At 67.0% G+C, this 18,796-nt stretch carries 14 protein-coding genes; 12 read left to right on the top strand and 2 right to left on the bottom strand.

All coding sequences use genetic code 11. The features are described from left to right. From OXR63_RS17265 to OXR63_RS17295, 7 genes are all read left to right on the top strand, one after another. Window positions 1–382: hypothetical protein (locus OXR63_RS17265; protein ID WP_267425342.1), on the top strand; the 382-nt coding region annotated here is incomplete at its 5' end. A 322-nt stretch (window positions 383–704) separates the two neighbouring features. Further along, window positions 705–977, top strand: coding sequence for a hypothetical protein (locus tag OXR63_RS17270; protein ID WP_267425344.1), 273 nt, complete (start codon window positions 705–707; stop codon window positions 975–977). Window positions 978–1,263: 286 nt separating this feature from the next. Then, the gene (locus tag OXR63_RS17275) at window positions 1,264–1,524 is read left to right on the top strand and encodes a glutaredoxin domain-containing protein (protein WP_055949697.1); all 261 of its coding nucleotides are present in this window, start codon (window positions 1,264–1,266) and stop codon (window positions 1,522–1,524) included. After that, window positions 1,524–1,973 carry a hypothetical protein gene (locus tag OXR63_RS17280; protein WP_267425352.1) on the top strand — a complete coding sequence of 150 codons (450 nt, stop codon included), beginning with the start codon at window positions 1,524–1,526 and terminating at the stop codon, window positions 1,971–1,973. The genes OXR63_RS17275 and OXR63_RS17280 overlap by 1 nt, the downstream gene beginning before the upstream one ends. Window positions 1,974–2,055: 82 nt before the next feature. Beyond that, window positions 2,056–2,265 carry a hypothetical protein gene (locus OXR63_RS17285; RefSeq protein ID WP_055949702.1) on the top strand — a complete coding sequence of 70 codons (210 nt, stop codon included), beginning with the start codon at window positions 2,056–2,058 and terminating at the stop codon, window positions 2,263–2,265. Window positions 2,266–2,290: 25 nt separating this feature from the next. Beyond that, window positions 2,291–3,061 carry a Fic/DOC family protein gene (locus tag OXR63_RS17290; protein WP_267425356.1) on the top strand — a complete coding sequence of 257 codons (771 nt, stop codon included), beginning with the start codon at window positions 2,291–2,293 and terminating at the stop codon, window positions 3,059–3,061. A gap of 556 nt (window positions 3,062–3,617) precedes the next feature. Continuing rightward, window positions 3,618–3,917: a hypothetical protein gene (locus OXR63_RS17295; RefSeq protein ID WP_267425359.1), complete on the top strand. Its 300-nt coding sequence runs from the start codon at window positions 3,618–3,620 to the stop codon at window positions 3,915–3,917. 99 nt (window positions 3,918–4,016) lie between these two features. On the opposite strand, the gene OXR63_RS17300 is transcribed toward OXR63_RS17295, so the two are convergent. Further along, the gene (locus OXR63_RS17300; RefSeq protein WP_267425361.1) at window positions 4,017–4,457 is read right to left on the bottom strand and encodes a hypothetical protein; all 441 of its coding nucleotides are present in this window, start codon (window positions 4,455–4,457) and stop codon (window positions 4,017–4,019) included. A 447-nt stretch (window positions 4,458–4,904) separates the two neighbouring features. Between OXR63_RS17300 and mobF the strand changes: the two genes are divergently transcribed. Further along, the gene (mobF, locus tag OXR63_RS17305) at window positions 4,905–9,374 is read left to right on the top strand and encodes a MobF family relaxase (protein ID WP_267425363.1); all 4,470 of its coding nucleotides are present in this window, start codon (window positions 4,905–4,907) and stop codon (window positions 9,372–9,374) included. Between the two features lie 720 nt (window positions 9,375–10,094). On the opposite strand, the gene OXR63_RS17310 is transcribed toward mobF, so the two are convergent. Next, entirely contained in the window at window positions 10,095–13,382 is a 3,288-nt protein-coding gene (locus OXR63_RS17310; RefSeq protein ID WP_267425365.1) for an RHS repeat domain-containing protein, read from the bottom strand. 273 nt (window positions 13,383–13,655) lie between these two features. Here OXR63_RS17310 and OXR63_RS17315 point away from each other — a divergent pair, with 273 nt between their 5' ends. The 4 genes from OXR63_RS17315 (at window position 13,656) to OXR63_RS17330 (ending at window position 18,256) form a co-directional block, all read left to right on the top strand. Further along, window positions 13,656–14,678, top strand: a complete 1,023-nt coding sequence (locus tag OXR63_RS17315; protein WP_267425367.1) for a TIR domain-containing protein — start codon at window positions 13,656–13,658, stop codon at window positions 14,676–14,678. Between the two features lie 246 nt (window positions 14,679–14,924). Continuing rightward, the gene (locus tag OXR63_RS17320) at window positions 14,925–16,130 is read left to right on the top strand and encodes an ATP-binding protein (RefSeq protein WP_267425369.1); all 1,206 of its coding nucleotides are present in this window, start codon (window positions 14,925–14,927) and stop codon (window positions 16,128–16,130) included. 621 nt (window positions 16,131–16,751) lie between these two features. Beyond that, window positions 16,752–17,459 (top strand): GAF and ANTAR domain-containing protein, encoded by a 708-nt coding sequence (locus OXR63_RS17325; RefSeq protein ID WP_267425371.1) that lies wholly within the window; start codon window positions 16,752–16,754, stop codon window positions 17,457–17,459. 14 nt (window positions 17,460–17,473) lie between these two features. Further along, window positions 17,474–18,256 carry a GAF and ANTAR domain-containing protein gene (locus tag OXR63_RS17330; RefSeq protein WP_267425373.1) on the top strand — a complete coding sequence of 261 codons (783 nt, stop codon included), beginning with the start codon at window positions 17,474–17,476 and terminating at the stop codon, window positions 18,254–18,256. Window positions 18,257–18,796: the final 540 nt, after the last annotated feature.

Raw genomic sequence — 18,796 nt, forward strand, 5'->3', positions numbered from 1 at the left:
CGAAACCGCCGAGATGGGCGAAGAGTGGTTCTGCACCCGCCGCCCCCACCACCCCGACAACGAGCACCGCGCCGCGTTCGACCGCGGCGGCGACGGCCCCGCCGACGCCGTCGGCTACGCCTGGCGCGACGAGCTCCACGACCCCAGCCCGGCCCCCGTCGCACCGCGGAGCGGGCTCCGCGACACCGGCACGCAGCCGCCGTTCACCCTCGCCCAGACGATCACGTGGACCGAACTCCGCGCCGAGGTCGCACGCGCTGGCGCAGAGCACTGGGTCCAGGGCAGCCGGAAGCACCGCGAGCACGTGCGAGAAGCCGACCGGTTCGACGCGATCGCCGCCGAGCTGCACCGCCTCTGGGACCTCGACACCGCGGCAGGGTGACGGGCCGGGGGGAGCCGGGGCGTGGCCGACCTTCGGTCGCCCGTGGAGGCGGCCCGCCCCCACACCCCCAGCGCACCTGCGGTGCTGGTAGAACCGGCGACGGAGCGCCGGTCTGCGGGGCCTGCGGTCCATTCTTTTGCCGTGAAGCCTTCGGCAGCATACGGACGATCACCCGGAATGCAACCGGCTTTCGCGGCATAAACGGCCCCTCCCCGCAAGCGGGTCCCCTCCATATATTCCACGACCGGTTGCATTCCGGACGCTCGTCCTAGCGGCGACAAGTCGCCTTCACGGCAAAAAAACGAGAGGGAGAGGAAACACCATGAATGACACAGTGCAGGTTACGTTGAACCGCGAGGACTGGGAGCACATTGTCCGACTCGTGCAACGCGTCGTACCGGCAACGTCGCAGAGCCTCGACGACGCCTACGAGTGGGACGAGGACGAAGGCCCCGACGTCGAGTGGATCGAAGCACGACAGCGCGGCCTCGCCGATGCACGCGCGCTCAGCGATCGCGTGACCGCTGCTGTTGCGGCCGCGACCGGAGAGGCCGCTCCGCGGCAGGCAGGGACAGCGGCGACGGGAGAGGCGTAGCCAGGCATTCCTATTCGGTTCCGTGAATGACAGAACAGCGTTAATGCACCAGGGGATTTCCAGCCCTCCCGCTGCCGTTCACTCCCCGAAGTCGCCTTCCTGAACACTTTGCGTTGGTGCCAGAGAATGCAGACCGACGGCCTGCCAAGAGGTATGCCGAACGGCTGAAAAAGGGTTGAAGAATGTAGGAAAAATGCTGGTCAACCCGGCTATTTCGACGTAGAATAGAAGCATGCAACGGGGGAGGGGCCTCCACTGCATCACAATCTTTCGGAAGGTGATTTCGATGAGCATCACGGTTTACAGCAAGTCTGGTTTCTGCGGCATGTGCATGGCCACCGAGCGCGCTCTCGTCTCCGCCGGCGTCGAGTTCAACGAGGTTCACCTCGAAGACGTCGACCAGGCGCAGATCGAGGAGTGGAAGACCACCCTCGGCATGAACGCACCCATCGTCATCACCGACACCGAGACCGGTTCCTGGAGCGGCTTCCGCCCCGACAAGATCGACCAGCTCAAGACCGCCACCTCGACGGTCAAGGCCGCGTGATGACGATGACGCTCGAACGACCGACCACCGCCTACCGCGACGCGATCCAGCCCGAGACTCGCGCTGCCGTCGACGAGCTCTTCCTGACCGACCCGGGCCACGCCCTCATCGCGATCGACCGGGCCACCCACGACCCATCCGAGGACGTCCGCGAGTGGGAACTCGACGCTGAGGGCCGGCACGTGTGGGAGGCCGGCTACATGGTCGGGTTCTCCGCCGCTCAGCCCCAACTCATCGCCCAGGTGCACCGCCTCGAGCAGCTCCTCGCTCAGGCGGAACGCGACGCGGACCGGTACTACGCCGAGATGTGCCGCCGTCCCGCAGCACCCAGCCCGGACGGGCAGTCCTTCGCGGAGCTCTCGCGGATCCGCGGCGACGACGAACGCGCTGACCGTCACGAAGCGACGATCAACCGCATGTTCCCCCAGTACGCCGGCACCCGCGCCTGAGCGGTCCCCGCCGTCACCACGAGATCCACCCCTTCCGCGAGCGACGCGGTTGGTAGAATCGAGTCCGAGCAGGGGAGTCCCCATGAGCATCAAGACCGAGCACGACACCGCCCGAACGATCGACGTCGAGCAGGAGATGGCGCTGGTCGAGAAGGGCCAGCAGCTCGCCGGCCACTTCCCTGACGCGGAAGCGCTCGGCCGGGCCCGTCGCATCCTCGAGGGGACGCTGTCGCCGGAGGATGCGCGCGCGGAGGTCGCTGCGAAGCACGGGTTTCCTCTCCGCCAGCGCTGAGCGCCGGCGTCCTGCGGGGGAGCGGATGAGCGTCGAAGACAAGTACACCTACCCGGGTAGTGGTGGGGTCCTGGTGAATGCTGCGGGGATTCGCGATCAGCGACAGCTTGACGAGGCGATGAACGACGTCGCGTCGATCACGATGGCCGAGGTCCGCGCCGAGCCGGTGCCCGACCGCCCCGGCTACGGGTACCTCCAGAGCATCCACGAACGCATATTCGGTGACCTGGTGCCCGGCATCGCTGGACACATCCGCGACGTCGACGTGCAGGCAACTGGCACGGGCATCCCGTACTGCCGCCCCGAGTACATCGACGCGAACCTGGCGACATTGTTCGGCAAGCTCGAGCGAGAGGACTACCTCACCGGCCTCGACGCTGACACGTTCGCCGATCGGCTCGCAGACCGATGGGGAGAGCTGTCGGCCATCCACCCCTACCGCGACGGCAACACCAGATCCCAAAGCACCTACGTGTCCGCGATCGCCGAGCGCGCAGGGCACCCGATCGACTGGGAACGCATCGACGTCGACGAGCTGCGCACCGCACGGCTCTCCGCCGTCGCCGGCAACGACCGTCCTCTTGCGGACTACCTCCGTACCCACCTGGTCGAGGCGGATCGCGACGGCCATCACGACGAGCGAGAGCTCGGTGAGTTCGAGCGTGAAGACCGCGAGATGATGCGCGGCGCTGGGATCGACCCCGACGCCCCGTCCAGCGGAACGCGGTCGGCACGCATGGACCCGTGGCCGTCGCTGCCAGAACAGTCCCGCGACCGCGGCGACCTTGAACGATGAGCGGACCCGGACCGGTCAGCGCCGAAGAACGGTTCTGGTCGCACGTGGTGAAGGGACCGGCCACGACGGATTGCTGGATCTGGACGGGCGCCGTCGGCGATGACGGGTACGGCCGGTTCTGGGTGCCGCAGCCTGACGGTGGTCAGCGTGCCATGCGCCCGCAGCGGTGGTTCCACGAGCATCTCACCGGCACAGCCTTGCGTCCGTCGACGCTGCTCCTCCACGCCTGCGATGTGCCGCTCTGCGTGCACGTCGACGTCGACCCGACACGATCGCACCTGGCGCCCGGCACACACCGCGGGAACATGCTCGAGCGGACACAGCGCGGCCGACACCGCAACGGTGCGACCGCGCTCCGCACGATCAGCTTCCCTCGCTCGGAGCGCGTGCGGCTCTCCCGCGAGCTCCGCGAAGCGTTCCGCGATCACGGGTGGGACGCCGATGCCGTGAGAACGTGCCGGACAGGGATCGCGGCGAACACTCCGACGCTCTGGTGACTGCGACCATGTCGGACGCCGGCGCTACCGTCGCGCACAACCATCGAGGGGACAGGAACATGACCAACTACGCACCGCCCCAGTGGGCGCCCGTGTCGCCGGCACCGACGCTGACCGCTCCTCGCAGGGGCACGAAGCTGTCGCGGTGGAGCGTGTTCCTCGGTATCCAGTCCGTCCTCCTCGGAGCCCTCCTGCCGATCCCGATCCTCGCGATCGTCTTCGGCATCCTCGGCCTCTGCCGCGGCACGGATCTCCCGGGTCGCGCTGTCGTCGGCATTGTCTTCGGCTGGTCCGGTTTGACGTTTTGGGGCGGCTTCATTGCCGTGTGCATCTGGTCGATGCACGTCAACCTCGCCTAACGGTCACAGCACACACCACGGCCCCCGACCACACTCAAGTGGTCGGGGGCCGTGTCACGTTTTAGGGACGGTGCCGGATACGACGCGGAGGCGGTTCTCCTACGCCGCGTACGACTCGTGCGCGTCGCCCTGCTCGCCGCTCTCGTCGTCGTTCTCGGCCGCCATCACGGCCTCGTCGCCGCCGTCCGTTGCGTCGGTATCAGCCTTCGCCTTGGACCGCTTCACGTCGCGCACGGGGATGCCGAGTCGTTCCGCGACCTCGTCGCGGGTGACCTTGGTATCGAGCATGCGTCCGATGATCGCCTGCGCTTCGGCTTCCGCCTCAGCGATCGCGGCCGCCTGCTCGTCGCGAATCTTCTGGATGCGCGCTTCCGCGTCCTCGTTGATCCCGTCGACGGCGTCGGCTGCGACGAAGTATTCGACGGCGAGCTCTTCGAGCTGCTCCTGCCGGCGCCGGAAGTCCGCCGCCCGCTCGACTGCCCGCTCACGTGCAACCTTACGCGCGGCGGCTTGCTTCCCCGACGTTCGAACGTTCGCCATATCGTTCCCCAATCCCTAACGGCCACCACCCGCCTGAATCGGGCGGCACCTGCCTAGCGGCGGTGCCCTGCGGCGCTCTTCTTGTCGCCCAGTGTAGCTCGCACCTCCGGCGCGGTCGGTGACAGCTCTCGACCCGGATGCAGACGGCCCGACGCTCCTCGTTCCTCGTCGCTGGCCGCCGCTCCCAGTCTCCACCTGTCTACCGCGCTCGTCTCTCCGCCGACTCCGCTTCGCTCCACCGACTCCGATCCTCCCGGCCCCGCATCCCTCCCTCCTGTCTACGCTCGTTCCTCGCTACGACCTCCGGTCATCAACGCGTCACACCTCAGGCATTACAAATGAATTCGGCTAGACTCGCCCCATGCGCACCGCCACCAGCCCGCACCACGGCTGGGTCGAGCGCGGCCTGAACGGCCCCGAGACCGGCGGTGACAGCGCATGATGACCATGCACGTCCTCTCTGCCGGCGACGGGTACACCTACTACACGTCCGAGGTCGCTACCGGCGATGCCCGCCGCGACCACGACCGTGAGCTCAGTGACTACTACACCGCCGACGGTAACCCTCCCGGCCGTTGGATGGGCGGCGGCGCCGCCGTCCTCGGCGTCACCGGCACCGTCACCGAGGACCAGATGAAAGCCCTCTTCGGTGAGGGCCTGCACCCCGACGCGGACCGCATCATTGCCGATGCTCTTGCGTCTGGGATGACCGGTAAGCAGGCGCAGGAGGCCGCGAAACTGGGCCGGTCCTACTACGTGTACAAGGCCGACGAGAACACGCTGCAGGGGCGCATCCATGCCGGCTACCAGGCCTTCCAGCGGGTGCAGGGCCACGAGCCCAATACCGAGGAGCGGCGCCTGATTCGCTCCCGTGAGGGCGCGCAAGCGTTCCGTAACGCAAAGGGCCGCGAGCCCGCTGACAAGGAAGAGCTCGGCCGTTTCATCACCGCAGCGACCCGTCCTGACCAGCAGGCCGTTGCCGGGTTCGACCTGGTCTGCTCTCCCGCCAAGAGCGTCTCCGTGCTCTGGGCACTCGGAGACAACGACACCCGCACGGCGATCGAGCAGGCGCAGGACCGCGCCGTAGCGTCGACCATTCGCTACCTCGAGCGGGAGGCGCTAGCGACCCGCGCTGGCACGAACGGTGTCGAGCAGATCGAGGTCGAGGGCGGCGTCGCAGTAACCGCGTTCCGGCACTTCGAGTCCCGAAACGGTGACCCGCAGCTGCACGACCACCTCGTGGTCGCGAACAAGGTCCAGGGCTCCGACGGCAAGTGGCGCACCATCGACTCGAAGCTCCTCCACCGCATGAACGTGCCCATCTCGGAGTTCTACAACGCCGCCATCATGTCCGAGGTCACGAAGGCACTCGACGTCACCACCGAGGCCCGCACGGTGTCTGCCGGCAAGCGCCCCGTGATGGAGATAGCCGGCGTCGACACCGACCTGATCGACACGTTCTCCTCGCGGTCGGCATCGATCCGCGATCAGGTCGGACGCCTCACCGCGGAGTACCAGCGGGACCACGGCCGCGCCCCCGACACCAAGGCACAGATCAAGATCGCTCAGCAGGCGACGTTGGAGACTCGCCCGCAGAAGGAGCACGGACGCTCCCCGCAAGCCACCCACGATGAAGCCGTCGCGCGCGTCGGGCAGGACCGCGCCGACCAGGTCCTCCCGAACGCCCGCCGCATCGCCGAGGTCCGGGCCCGCGACGGGTTTGGCACGCCGACGGTCGACGTCGACGAGCGCGCCGCCCTCGTCCTCACCGCCGTCGAGGAGCGGTACTCAGTGTGGGGCGCCGGCGTCATCGAGGCCGAAGCCCGCCGCCAGCTCGCCGCCATCATCCCGGACCAGGACGTCGCCGCGCCCCTCGTGCAGCAGGTCGCGAAGTCCGCCCTGCACTCCTCGATCTCGCTCACCCCGCCCTCCCTGCACGGTGCGTTCACGCCGCTGACGCGCTCGGACGGCGAGTCGGTCTTCGAGCACAAGGGCAAGACCGTCTACACCTCCGGTGCGATCCTCGCGGCCGAGGACCGTCTCCTCGGTGCGGCCCGAGCACGAACGATGGCGCCCGTGGCCGTCGACGTGTTCGAGCGCGTCGCGGCCGCCTACGACGGCCCGCTCGATCAGGGGCAGCGGGACCTCGCGAAAGCGTTCGCCACGTCCGACCGAGAGCTACTCATGGGCATCGGGCCCGCCGGCGCCGGCAAGACGACCGCCCTCAAGCTCGCGGGCGCCGCACTCACCGCGGGCGGCGTTCGAATGATCGGCCTCGCCCCGTCCGCCCCGGCAGCGTCAGTCCTGTCCGAAGCCGTCGGGATCGACGCGACCACCATCCACGCCTTCATCGTCGCCCACCAGCAGGACGAGGCGGGCGGGTCTGATGTCCCGGAGAAGTACGCCCTCAAGCCGGGAGATGTGATCGTGGTCGACGAAGCCGGCATGGCCGGCACGTTCCGCCTCGACGACGTCCGCGCGATCGCCTCCGAATACGGCGCCGTGGTCCGCGGCATCGGCGACGACCGCCAACTCTCCGCCGTCGAGGCCGGCGGCGTACTGCGCCTCATCGACCGCGAGGTCGGCTCCGTGCAGCTCGAGCACGTGCACCGGTTCCGCGACGCCGACGAAGCCGAAGCGTCCCTCCGGCTCCGCGACCCCATGCGCCCGGGAGATCCGTTCTCCTGGTACCAGGACAACGGCCGCGTCGTCGGCGGCGACAGCGAGCGGATGACCGCCGCCGTGTTCGAGGGCTGGCAACACGACACCAACGCCGGCGTGCGATCCCTGATGCTCGCCCCGACCGCAACGGCCGTCGCGGACCTCAACGCCCGCGCACAGGCGTACCGCATCTCCACCGGTGACCTCGACACCTCCCGGTCGGTGCCCTTGCGCGACGGTCTCGCCGCCCACGTCGGTGACACCATCGTCACCCGCCGCAACGACTCGGACCTGCGCATCCAGGGCGGCCGCGACCGGGTCAAAAACGGCGACCTGTGGACCGTCACCGGGATCCGCGACGACGGCGCCCTCGACGTGGCCCACGCCGAGCACGGCGCCGTAATCCAGCTCCCCGCCGGGTACGTCAGCCGCCACGTCGAGGTCGGCTACGCCCGCACCATCAGCCGCTCCCAGGGCCTCACCACCGACAACACCCACGTCCTCGGCGACGCCACCATGAGCCGCGAGGACGCCTACACGGCCCTGTCCCGCGGCAAGGAAAGCAACCGCCTTTACCTCGCCCTCGACGACGCCGCGACCATCCCCGACGCCCTCGAGCAGATCGCCGCCCGCTTGGAGCGGATGCTGTCCGCGCACGAGACGATCCGCGCCGAGCAGGACCGCGTCGAGGACCTCGTCACGCTCATCGACCAGCACGCCGACGTCGCCACCCGCGCCGACGAGCTCCGCGCCGGCGCGATCGTCACCCGCGCCCTCGGCGCAGACGTTGCAACGTCGCTCGCGGGGCAGCAGTCATGGGGTGCCCTCGCGGCCTCGCTCCGGCACGCGGAGGACTACGGCCACGACCCCATCGCGACGCTGCAGGACGCCTACCAGCAGCGTGAGCTCGGCACCGCCGACGACGTCCCCGCGGTGCTGCACTGGCGCATCGAGCAGGCCCTCGAGGGGATCGGCCAGCCGACCGTCCTCCTCGTGGACCGAGAGCCCGTCGACGGCGTCCCGGCGTGGATCGCCGACGGCCGCCGACACCAGGACGAACTCCTCCCCGCGGAGTGGCGCGACCACCTCGCGGAACGGCACCACTACATCGGCATCCGCCTCCGCGAGCGGGGCGCAGACCTCGCCCTCGAGCAGTCGGCATGGACGCAGGATCTCGGACGTCTCCCGTCGGAGCCGTGGCGCATGTTCGACTGGCACCGCACCGCGGCCGAGGTCGACGTCCTCCGCACGAAGTGCCGCATCGACCCGTCCGAGCCGCAGGCCATCCCAGACAAGCTCCGCGGCAACCCCGTCGCTGACCGGCTGCAGGAACGCGTGACCGCGCTCCACAAGGCGGCCGCGCTGTCGACTGCACCCGAGGTGGCTGAGTCCACCCGAGAGCACTACGCCGCCCACGCAGCCGAGCAGTCGGCCGCGGCACGGACCGCCCTCGCCTTGGCCGCCGAAGCCGTGCAGCAGGCGACGTCGACGGCGGTGGCCACGGCCACCGACGTCGTCGCCGAGACCACCACCGAGCCCGCAGCCGCGACCACGGCCGGCGCCGAGACCACTCCGGTGGCTGCGGCGTCGTCTCCCACCGCACAGGAAGGAACCATCATGAGCGATCCCCTCGACGAGACACTCGAGCACGTTGGCCGCCAGGCAGGCCGGGCAGGGCAGACCATCACCTCAGAGATTGCCCGCCAGGCGCAGCGCGCCGCGGACGAACGTCGCCGGCAGCTGCAGGAGACCCAGCGGAAGGCCGAACGCGAGCGCGACTTCGCCGCCCGCGAGGCCCAGCGCACGACCGACCGACAGCGTGAGCAGGCCGAACGGGAGGCGGCGCGCGAGCAAGAGCGGAACGACCGTTTGGCGTCGCGGTACCCGAACCCCGAGCAACGCGACGGCGACGCAACCGCACTTGCCGAGGGTGCCGCGCTCGGCGCGGCGGCGACCGCGGCCATCGAAAGCCAGGCCGCCGCCAACACCGCCGCCATCACGTTCGACGGCCGCGACGAGACGGCGGCCGAGACGGCGTCGAGAGCCGGCGAGGGGCAGACCGATGCCGACGGGATCGCCGCGACCGGGCACGCCGGCAAGTACGACGAGTTCGAGCTGCGAGACCGCGAGATACTCCGCCAGGCTGGTATCGACCCCGACGAAGTGCCGACGTCGGCCAACGCCGATAGCTCTCTCACGTTGGACTCGTCACCGGCGCCGGACGTGTCTCGTGGCGACGACGGTCTCGAGCGCTGACGCGCGAGGCCGTCCTCCCGCGGCAGAGTAGCCGCGTGCCGTGCTAGAGAACGGTCAACTGCAACGTGCTCGCTATCTCGGTGTCCCACCCAACGGGGTCACCGATCAGAGCCGTCTGTTTTGACCTACCGGGGGAGTCGGGGTGAAGGAGCTGGGCCTGCGGGATGATCTGCATAGCAGACCCTGCACGCCTCCTGTGGTGACAGTACGGACGTGGCAGTGCTCACGTCGCGGCTGGCGGGGAGCAGATGAGTGCCGCCGATTACGAACGAGAGTCCGCAGGGGATGAAAATCCCGGTCACTGAATCTAACTCTTCGCGATCTCAGCTTCACGTTTGCGCGCCTCCCGATGCCGTCAACGGGCTGGAACGAGCCATCGCATCCGTTGAGTGCGTCGGAGGAGCCGCAACGGAAGTTGGATTGAGCAGAGCCGCACGTCGATCACTTAGACGCGAGCGAGTATAAAACAATATCTGGCAAATAGAGACGCCTCGCCCATTGCGGGCTAGGCGTCTCTACTTCCGTCATCGGCGTCGATGTTCCGAAATCTGGAGCAGAAGGCCGACAAGGCTTAGAAGGGCTACCACAAAAGCAATCACCGCGGCAACGGTCATTGAGTTCACGGCGAGGAATACGCCAATAGCCGTGAAGGCCACTGCGAAAAATGCTGTTGCACCTGGCGATTGCCGAGCAATTAGCTTAGTGATTTTCATTATCTCCTCAAGCGGTATAACCACACAGGCCCCCGGCTGCTCCAATTGCGAAGGCTAGTCCGAGCGGGGCAGCGGGCGTGAAAATGGCGATACCAAGGCTTATGGCACAGGCTTGAGTTCCCCGTTGCTGAGCATCGGTTGGCGTCGGTCCAGTTCCTGTGTGCTGCTTCCCGTCAGTCCCGATGTAGCAACCTACGCTCGAAGAGCAGTAGGCCAACCCGCTTGGGTCAGACCCGTTGATCGGGTCGCTCGCAGCGTAAGCGTAGCGGTTGCCGTTACTGGGGTCGAGGGGGCTGTCAAGGGTGTCTTGCTGTGTCCAGGCGCCGATGTAGGGGTTGTACCAGCGGAGCCCGAACTTCACGAGTCCGGTGGAGAAGTCATCGATACCGGCCTTGAACGCAAACGGGTTGGAGGGGAGTCCGTCGCCGCCGCCGTCGTAGCTGACGGTTTCGGTGCCGTACGGGTCGACGCTGTTGGAGAACGCGGCGGGGTTGTCGACCAGGAGGGCGAAGGGGTTTCCGGTGCCGTCGTAGGCGTAGAGCCCGGTCACGTAGGACGGGGTGGCCAGGGCGATGGGCTGCCCGGTCTTCGCGTCGTTGACCACGTTCGCACGCTGTCCGTTGCGGGTGGAGGTGACCAGGGTCGGGTTGCCGTTCTGATCAGCCCGCCCGTACATGTACGTCCGCGTGTCCCCACCGCTGGTGGAAAGGGAGAGCAGCGACTTCTGGTCAGCGCCCGCGTACGTGTACGTGGTGGTCTGGGAGCCGTTGTGCACGGCGGAGGTCATCTGCTCCGCACCGTTGTACGTGAACGTGTACTCCGGCGCCGCGGTCAGGTTCCCGGCACCGTCGTACGCGTACCCGGCGGTGCTGATCTGGTTCGCCGCGTTGAAGGTCACAGACTGGTTACTCGTGACGGTGCCGTTGCTGTCGGTGAACTTCGAGCTGGTGCGGTTCCCGCGGATGTCGTACGTGTAGTCCCACGTCCCAGCGGTCGAGGTGCCACCGCCGGCAGTGACGGCCTTCGTGATCCGGGCCCGGTTGTCGTACGTGTAGGTGGTGGTCTGCCCGGTCATGATGTCGACAACCCACTGGACCTTGGAGCGGTCGTTGGTGGTGGTGGTGCCGCAGGTGGGTGCTGCGCTGGTGGCGTTGTAGCAGTAGAAGAGGTCGTAGATCTTCCGGTTGTCGGCCGAGGACGGTCCGACGAAGCCCTGGGTGCCGGTGAGGCGACCGCTGGCGTCGTAGTCGGTGTGGATGTGGCTGGCCCAGGTGCTGTTGTCGGCGTTGGCGTCCGTGTACGTGTCGGTGCGGCGGCCGTTGCTATCGGTGACGAAGTGGAACTGCTGCGTGCCAGCGCTCGAGGTCGACGGGGTCGTCGTCGAGGCCAGCACACCCGAGTCGTCATACGCGGAGGTAATGGTGCCGTCGGGGCCGGTGTAAGAGGTCTGGTTACCGGCCTTGTCGTAGCCGTAGCTGACCGAACCGTTCGCCGTGTTCGCCGTGGTGAGGAGGTGACCGAGCTGGTCGTAGGTATTCGTGATCGTCCCACCCCCGGAGGCCTGGGTGAGCAGGTTGCCGACGGCGTCGTAGGTGTTCGTGACGGTCGGAGTGCCATCGGAGAAGCTGGTGGTCAGCACTCGGCTGTCTCGGTCGTACGTGTAGGACGTGGTCCGATTGGCGCCATCCGTTGCGGAGGCGATCCGTCCCAGGAGCTCGTACGAGTAGGTGCGAGCACCGAGGGCTGCGGATCCAGCGGTCGGGGTGAAGGTGACGGGGGTGACACCGGTGAGCTGCTTGTTCGTGTAGCTGTAGGTGGTCTTGTTGGTCCCGTTGCCGGGAGCAGTCGCGCTGGTGACCTGACCGGCCGTGTACACCAGTGTCGAGGTCGCCGCGGTGGCACCGGACCCGGTGGCACTGGTGGTCGGGTTCCCGACGGGGTCGTACCCGAGCTGCGTGGCGTTACTGGCGTCATCGGTGCTCGTTGCAGGCAGGTAGGCCGTGGCCGCCGGGGAAGCGTTGTAGCCCAGGGACTGCGACGCGCCGCCAGCGGAAGCGACCTTCGTCAGCGACTGGCCACTGTTCGCCCCGTACTCCGCGGTCGAGGTCGGCGTGGAACCGGACCCGATCGTCGACGACGTCGGCTGCGAGTTCGCGTTGTACTTCGTTGACCGTGCCCGGCCGGCAGCGTCGGTGGCTGCGGTCACGAGGCGCTGGGTGGGGTTGATCGTGTACGTGGTGTGCGGGACCGCGGCGACTGCGGACGCGGTGTCTGTGTTCGGGCCTGCGACCAGCGTCGACGTCGTCGACGCGTAGCTGAGCCTGGTCGTGGCATCCCCCGCCGCCCCAGTGACGCTGTTGGACTGCACCACCTGAGCCACCTTGTGGGTGGTCCCGGAGTAGCTGATCGTCGTCGTCGCACCCGTCGGACTCGTGATCCCCGTCAGGTCGGCACCCGAGTACGTGAACGAGGTGGTCCTGCTGGTGGCATCGATGAAGGAGGTCAGGTTGCCGTTGGCATCCTTCACCCACCGCACCACACGCACACCGGGAGAAACGGTCTGAGTGAGCGTGTACGTCCTCGACGACGAGTCGTACGCTCCCGTCCCCGTCCTCGCACCCATGGTGCCAGCAGTGCTGACGATCGAGGTCGGCACGTTGAGAGTGTTTGTGATGGACACGGTGTTGCCGTTGCGGTCCGCGACCGACACCGGAAGGCCGTTGACGTTGGAGGTGATGACCTGCCCCGTCGCCGGGTCGGTCATCGTGTAGATCGGGTTCGTCGTCCCTGACGCCGTCAGCGTTCGGAGGAACCCGGCCGGCGGGGTGAACGTTGTCGACGTCGCCGCGGCGAACTTCCACGTTGCCCCGTCCGCATCTGTGTAGATTACGGACCCGGACGCGCCGGAGGCGAATGTGCCAGCGCCGGCGATACCGGTCGACCACCGGGCGGCCTGCTGCGTGCTCGAGCTGGCCCCCTGCCAGCCGAGGGAGTTGTAGGTCTGCGCGATCGCGTTCGTGCCGTTCACGCCCGGCAGGGTCAGCCCCGCGGTGGTCACTTCGAGGTTCCCGGTCGCGACGTCGACGGCGACGCCAACCTGATCCGACACGGTGAACGGCAGTGTCGTGGCTGACGGGCGGGACCCGGTCAGGCCGGTCGTGGTGGGGCCGGTCGGGATCGCTGCGTGCGCGGTCTGCGCGACGCCCCCGACGAGCGCGACGCTGACCGCGCCGACGAGTGCGACCTTCCAACCGAAGGATGAATGAGCCGCAGGGCGGCGTGGAGCAAGAAGCACGGGTTCCCCTAGAACAAGTGACGACACAGAGATGGTGCGCGAGAGGGCTCGGCGTCCCCCAGGACGACCGCTCGTAAGGCGTGAAACGCCCGCACCGCCCGTCGACCATGACGTCGGCTCAGATGAGGGTTAATCGGAACCTACCGAGCAACACCCCCGAACCGGGACCCCCCAAACGGGAATGTGGGGTGCGCTCGTCATCGTCGGGCCGTCAGAAACGATCGTTTCTGACACCCGACCCGCCGTCCTCATGCGCGAACGTATGCTCTTCTCATGGCTCGACCCGATCCGTTGCAGGCCGCTGCTGGTTACTACACCGCTCAGCGGTGGGAGGAACAGGAGTGGCGCGACTTCGGTCGCGAAACCGGTACGTCCGACATTCTGAATTCGCACCCTAGGCTGTACCGCTCGCTGAGTTTCGGAGACCCTGACTACCCAGACGCGGCCCTCGGTGCCCTTGCGCTCATCCTCGAGGAGGGAGTCGAACCGGGCGCCTCAGAAACCGAGCGAATGGAACTGCTCGCGGATGCAATGCCCGACCTTCCCGCTTGGACCAGGGAAAATGCTCCCGCGCGGACGAAACGACTGTTCGATGAATATCTGTCTGCGCGCGACCGCTCCGAGATCCCGCCTGCGTGGTCGGACGCCGCTACCGTCGAGGCTGAACGACCCGTAGAAGTCTTCTTCCCCAGTGGTACGACCAACGAGGGTCACCAAAGCCCAGCGGCGCAGTCGTCGACCAACGAGGGCTACCGAAGCCCCGTGCTCGATGAGCCATGGGATGTCTCGACGACCGTCGCCGCGCCATCTGGCGCAATTGCAGCGGCGCCGGCGAAACTGCCGATCAACCCGTTCGCAGCCAACGAACGCATCTTCATAGTGCACGGCCACGACGAAGCGGCGCTGAACTCCATCCGCGTGTACGTGCATCGGGAAACAGGAGTGATGCCGATTTCTCTCGCTGAGGAGGCATCTGAAGGCCAGACAATCATCGAGAAATTTGAGAGCTACGGCGAGGCGTCTTCCTATGTGATCGTCTTGCTTACACCCGACGACGTTGGTCAAATGGCTGCGGAGCATGACGCTGGTTCTCCGCCGAAACCTCGTGCGCGACAGAATGTTGTGCTCGAGCTCGGCTACTTCATCGGCAAGCTCGGCCGCAAGCGCATCGTCGTCGTCAACAAGGATGTGGAACGACCGTCGGATCTCGCTGGCCTCGGCTACGTCCAGTACCCAGGAACCAACTGGAAGGACGACCTGCGCAAGGAACTCTTGAGCGCTCGCCTCACGCGTTGAAGAACCGGAGGCACCGGCGGCAGTGGGCAGTGTCCGCGACGCCGCCCGGGCCCCACGGCAAGTGCCGATAATATAGATTATGTCAGAGATTGCTTGACGCTGTGAGCCTCCGGCAGGCACCCTTCCTCGCGGAGACGCCTTGAGGCGGTCGCCGGGGGTAAGGTCTGCGACACCCCGGAGCTCCTTGGGGGAGTCCTCCTCGAAGTGAAGAGCAGTACTCGCGCGTCGGCCTGCAGATAGAATAAAATGAATAACGATCTGGAGGTCGAGATGGCTGACACTGCCCCTAGTCCGTTCACTCCGGGCTATGGCAAGAAGCCTGCCATCTTCGGCGGGCACGGGGAGGAGTTCACGGAGCTCCGAGCCGTGTTCGACACCCTCGACTTCGGAGAGAACCATTCCGTTCTGGTTTCGGGGCTGCGCGGTGCCGGCAAGACCTCCTTCATCACTACCTTGCAAGACGACGCCCGTGACGCGGGATGGCTGGTCATCAGCGACGACGCCAGCGCGGGACTCATGGGGCGAGTGATGGATTCCACCATCCCTGCTCTCATCAACGCCATGACTCCCGAGAGTCGGACGCGACTAACGTCATTCGGAGTCTGGGAGTTCAACGCCGAGATCGAGTACGTCAACCGAGACCGCACCGTCAAACCGCAGCTCCGCTCCGACCTCGTCGCTCTGTCGTCCGCCCTCGGCGCGAGCGGGGGCATCCTCATCACCATCGACGAGGTCTCCTCCGGCAAGGTCCGCCTCCGTGAGCTCAGCCGATTCGCCCTGCAGATTTCCCATGCGCTCGAAGACGGCGCGCAGATCATGGTCGTCTTCGCCGGGGTCAAGGTCAGCTTGGACGCCCTCCTCGCGGAGGAGCACACCACCTTCCTCCGGCGCTCGCGCGAAGTCGAGTTCGAGCGCCTGTCGGCGGGGGAGACCCGTCGCGTGTTCATCGAGACCGCCGCCATCGGTGGGCGCCGCATTGAAGAGGAGGCGCTCACCAGGCTCGTCTCCCTGTCCCAGGGGTACCCGTACCTGGTGCAGCTGGCCGGCGACTACGCATGGCGCAACAACTCGAACGTGCCCACTATCACCCTCGCCGACGCCACCATCGCGCACGACAAGGCGATCAAGGCGGTGGAGAGTCGAGTCATCAGCCGCGTCTACGGTGATCTCTCCGACGTCGACCAGAAGTTCCTCAACGCCATGGCGGAAGACGACGACCGCACCAAGGTCGCCGACATCGTGAAGCGCATGGACGTCTCGGACGCCTACGTCCAGGTGTACAAGAAGCGCCTCATCGACAGCGGATACGTCCACGCTGCCGGACACGGGTACGTCCAGTTCTCTCTGCCGTACCTCGGTGCATACATCCGCCGCCAGCTCGCCGCCGAAGCCCGCGACGGCGGCGGCACGGGCGGCTGGGACGCCTACCCAGCTCCCGAACTCCCCTCATAAGCTGACCGACTCCGCCGACGTCATCCCGATCCTCGCGGGAAGTGCCGATCGAGCCATCTGTGAGACGCGAGCACCGCTTTAGCTCGGCGCGACCACGAGCCGATAATGTACCTTATGTCAGTTCCGGTGGATGAGGCATGTGCCTGTTCGCTCCTGGGCCCATCTCTGCCGCTCCCCCGAGCGTGCAGCACGGCCGAACGCACGCGCGCGCAGTCGGGGGCCGTGGTCGCGTGCTGAAGCCATCCACCGTGCCACGGCTGCAGTGAGGACTGCCGGTTGAGCAAGAGTTCGGGTCGCCGCCCGACCGGCAGCACAAGGCAGCCGAGCGCTGACGCGCGAGATGCTGCCTGTTGGGATCGCCCCGGTTCGTCAACGAAACTGACGAGGTATTTCGGCGACCAAGGACTGGGGCAGCGTGTCCGCCACGCTAGAGCGGCATGCCGCCTCCGCGCAAGGCCGGAAGACTTTCGCTCGTGTTTCGACACTGGGCTGTGTCGTACGTGTATCGTCTGCGTTGCGTGGCTTGCCCGGACCTCCGCACCTCGCTCTGACTTGGAGGCCCGTCATGCACTCGCCAGCGAATCCAGCGGCTCACAGCCCGTCGTCTCGCGAAGCACAGCCATGAGCGGCGGCGACTTCCCGGCCGCAGTGGCCGCGCTACAGCGTGCCGGCGGTGACGGTGATCTGTGTGAGCCGTTCCTGTCCGTGTTCCCGGTGCGCCATGCCGCCATCTCCACTCTCGGCGATCCCTTCGGTTCAGAAACCGTGACCGCCAGCGGCGCCCCCGCTGCGCGATGGGACGAGATACAGATCGATCTGGGCGAGGGACCCGCCTGGGAGGCGATGCGCTCCCACGTACCAGTCCTCGAACCGCGCCTACAGACGTCGGGATCAGCACGCTGGCCGATCGCGCTCATGGCGATGCGCGAGACGCACGTGGGCTCGGTGTTCGCCTTCCCGATGCACGTCGGCGCGCTCAGCATCGGGGCAGTGGACATGTACGACCGAAACGCTGTCACGTTTCCAGCTGCCGCCGTCCAGTACGCAAGCGTCATGACGGACCTTGTGGCCAGATTCGTGCTGCGCCGCGCCCTGCTACGTGCCGAGAGCGCCGACCCGGTACAGGAACAAGAGGCGGGCCGGTACTCCCGCCGGGCGGTGCACCAAGCCTCCGGGATGCTCGCCGCGCAAGCGGGCGTCACCGTCGACGACGCGCTACTCCTACTGCGTGCGTTCGCCTACACGGCCGACCGCAGTGTCCAAGGTCTCTCCTCCGACATCGTCACCCGGAGAATCGACCTCCCCGACCACGACACGTTCAACTCCTAGGGAAAGAAACCGCTATGACGCGAACTCGAGAACAGCAGCTGGTCGACACGTTCGTCACACTCACCGACACACTCGTCTCGGACTACGACGTCGTCGAGGTCCTGCAGTCCTTGGTCGACAATGCTGTCGAGCTGTTTCCTGCTTCAGGAGCTGGGATATTGCTCGCGGACCAGCAACACAAGCTCGAGGTCATCGCCTCGACCAGCGAGCGCAGCAACTTCATCGGCCTGATGCAGCTCGACACGGGTGAGGGCCCGTGCATCGAGGCGTTCATGACCGGACAGACGGTCTCGGTCCGGGATCGTGAGGAGATGCAGCGCCGTTGGCCGCACTTTGCCGCCGCATCCGCGGACCTTGGCTATGTCGGCGTCTACTCAGTGCCCCTTCGACTTCGAGCGACGACGCTCGGTTCCATGAATCTGTTCCGCGAGACCGAGGGAGCGCTCAACGAAGAGGTCGCGATCGCCCTCCGCGCGCTCACAGACGTCGCGACGATCAGTATCCTGCAACAGCGCACCGCCGAACACGCCGTGCTGGTACAGACACAGTTGCAACACGCGCTGGACAGCCGAGTCGTCATCGAGCAGGCCAAGGGCTACCTCGCTCACACGCACCAGATCGACCTCGACGCCGCGTTCACGCTGCTTCGTTCCCACGCCCGCGCCCACCAGTCCCGAATCGCCGTCGTCGCCCGCGACGTCATCGATCGGGTCCTCGTCATCCCCACGGCCGCAGTCTCGGCGGCAACCGACGGCGAGACCGCTGTCCACCAGGACCGGAGCGGTGAAGGCGCCTGAGGCAGAAGCCGCCCTCAACGTTCCCGGGTAGCGACGCCCAGGCTGCGCCGTCCGGTGGCAGTCGCCAGCGCCTTCCGTAGCGCCACGAGCTGCTGACTCGTCATCCCGACAAGGTGATCGCGTGTGTCGGCCGCCAACCCACGTCAGAAAGCAAGCGCGCCAGTGTCGTGCCCTTGCTACCCGACAACGACGGCGCCGCGGAGATACTCACAGGCAGGCTCCGGCGCGGCCCGTCTGCGGTCGCGCTCGCTACTGCTCCCCCACCGCGAAGCATGCCGGCAGAAGCGCACAACCCCGGACAGCAGACCCAGCCGACAGACCAGGACTTCGTCAGCAACAGCCGCCCGCGCTCAAGCCGCGTCGGCTGTCAGTGATCGGATTGCATTTACGCGGCTCATGTCCTGAGCGGCACCGCCTGACCGCTCCACCCCGGGACATCGCAACGGTCAGGTAATCCACTCCGATGAGGCCCGCCCGCAGTGGAGACGAAGCCGATTGCGTCGGAGTACAAAGCCGTGTTCGTTGCGGCGTGCTAGGCGA

Source organism: Curtobacterium sp. GC_Cur_3, from assembly GCF_026544205.1.
Classification (GTDB): Bacteria; Actinomycetota; Actinomycetes; order Actinomycetales; family Microbacteriaceae; genus Curtobacterium.

What these genes read in the sequence shown, in the direction of transcription:
- OXR63_RS17270 (WP_267425344.1), top strand. Translation starts at nt 705, where the DNA reads ATGAATGACACAGTGCAGGTTACGTTGAACCGCGAGGACTGGGAGCAC.
- OXR63_RS17275 (WP_055949697.1), top strand. Translation starts at nt 1,264, where the DNA reads ATGAGCATCACGGTTTACAGCAAGTCTGGTTTCTGCGGCATGTGCATG.
- OXR63_RS17280 (WP_267425352.1), top strand. Translation starts at nt 1,524, where the DNA reads ATGACGATGACGCTCGAACGACCGACCACCGCCTACCGCGACGCGATC.
- OXR63_RS17285 (WP_055949702.1), top strand. Translation starts at nt 2,056, where the DNA reads ATGAGCATCAAGACCGAGCACGACACCGCCCGAACGATCGACGTCGAG.
- OXR63_RS17290 (WP_267425356.1), top strand. Translation starts at nt 2,291, where the DNA reads ATGAGCGTCGAAGACAAGTACACCTACCCGGGTAGTGGTGGGGTCCTG.
- OXR63_RS17295 (WP_267425359.1), top strand. Translation starts at nt 3,618, where the DNA reads ATGACCAACTACGCACCGCCCCAGTGGGCGCCCGTGTCGCCGGCACCG.
- OXR63_RS17300 (WP_267425361.1), bottom strand. Translation starts at nt 4,457, where the DNA reads ATGGCGAACGTTCGAACGTCGGGGAAGCAAGCCGCCGCGCGTAAGGTT.
- mobF (WP_267425363.1), top strand. Translation starts at nt 4,905, where the DNA reads ATGCACGTCCTCTCTGCCGGCGACGGGTACACCTACTACACGTCCGAG.
- OXR63_RS17315 (WP_267425367.1), top strand. Translation starts at nt 13,656, where the DNA reads ATGGCTCGACCCGATCCGTTGCAGGCCGCTGCTGGTTACTACACCGCT.
- OXR63_RS17320 (WP_267425369.1), top strand. Translation starts at nt 14,925, where the DNA reads ATGAATAACGATCTGGAGGTCGAGATGGCTGACACTGCCCCTAGTCCG.
- OXR63_RS17325 (WP_267425371.1), top strand. Translation starts at nt 16,752, where the DNA reads ATGAGCGGCGGCGACTTCCCGGCCGCAGTGGCCGCGCTACAGCGTGCC.
- OXR63_RS17330 (WP_267425373.1), top strand. Translation starts at nt 17,474, where the DNA reads ATGACGCGAACTCGAGAACAGCAGCTGGTCGACACGTTCGTCACACTC.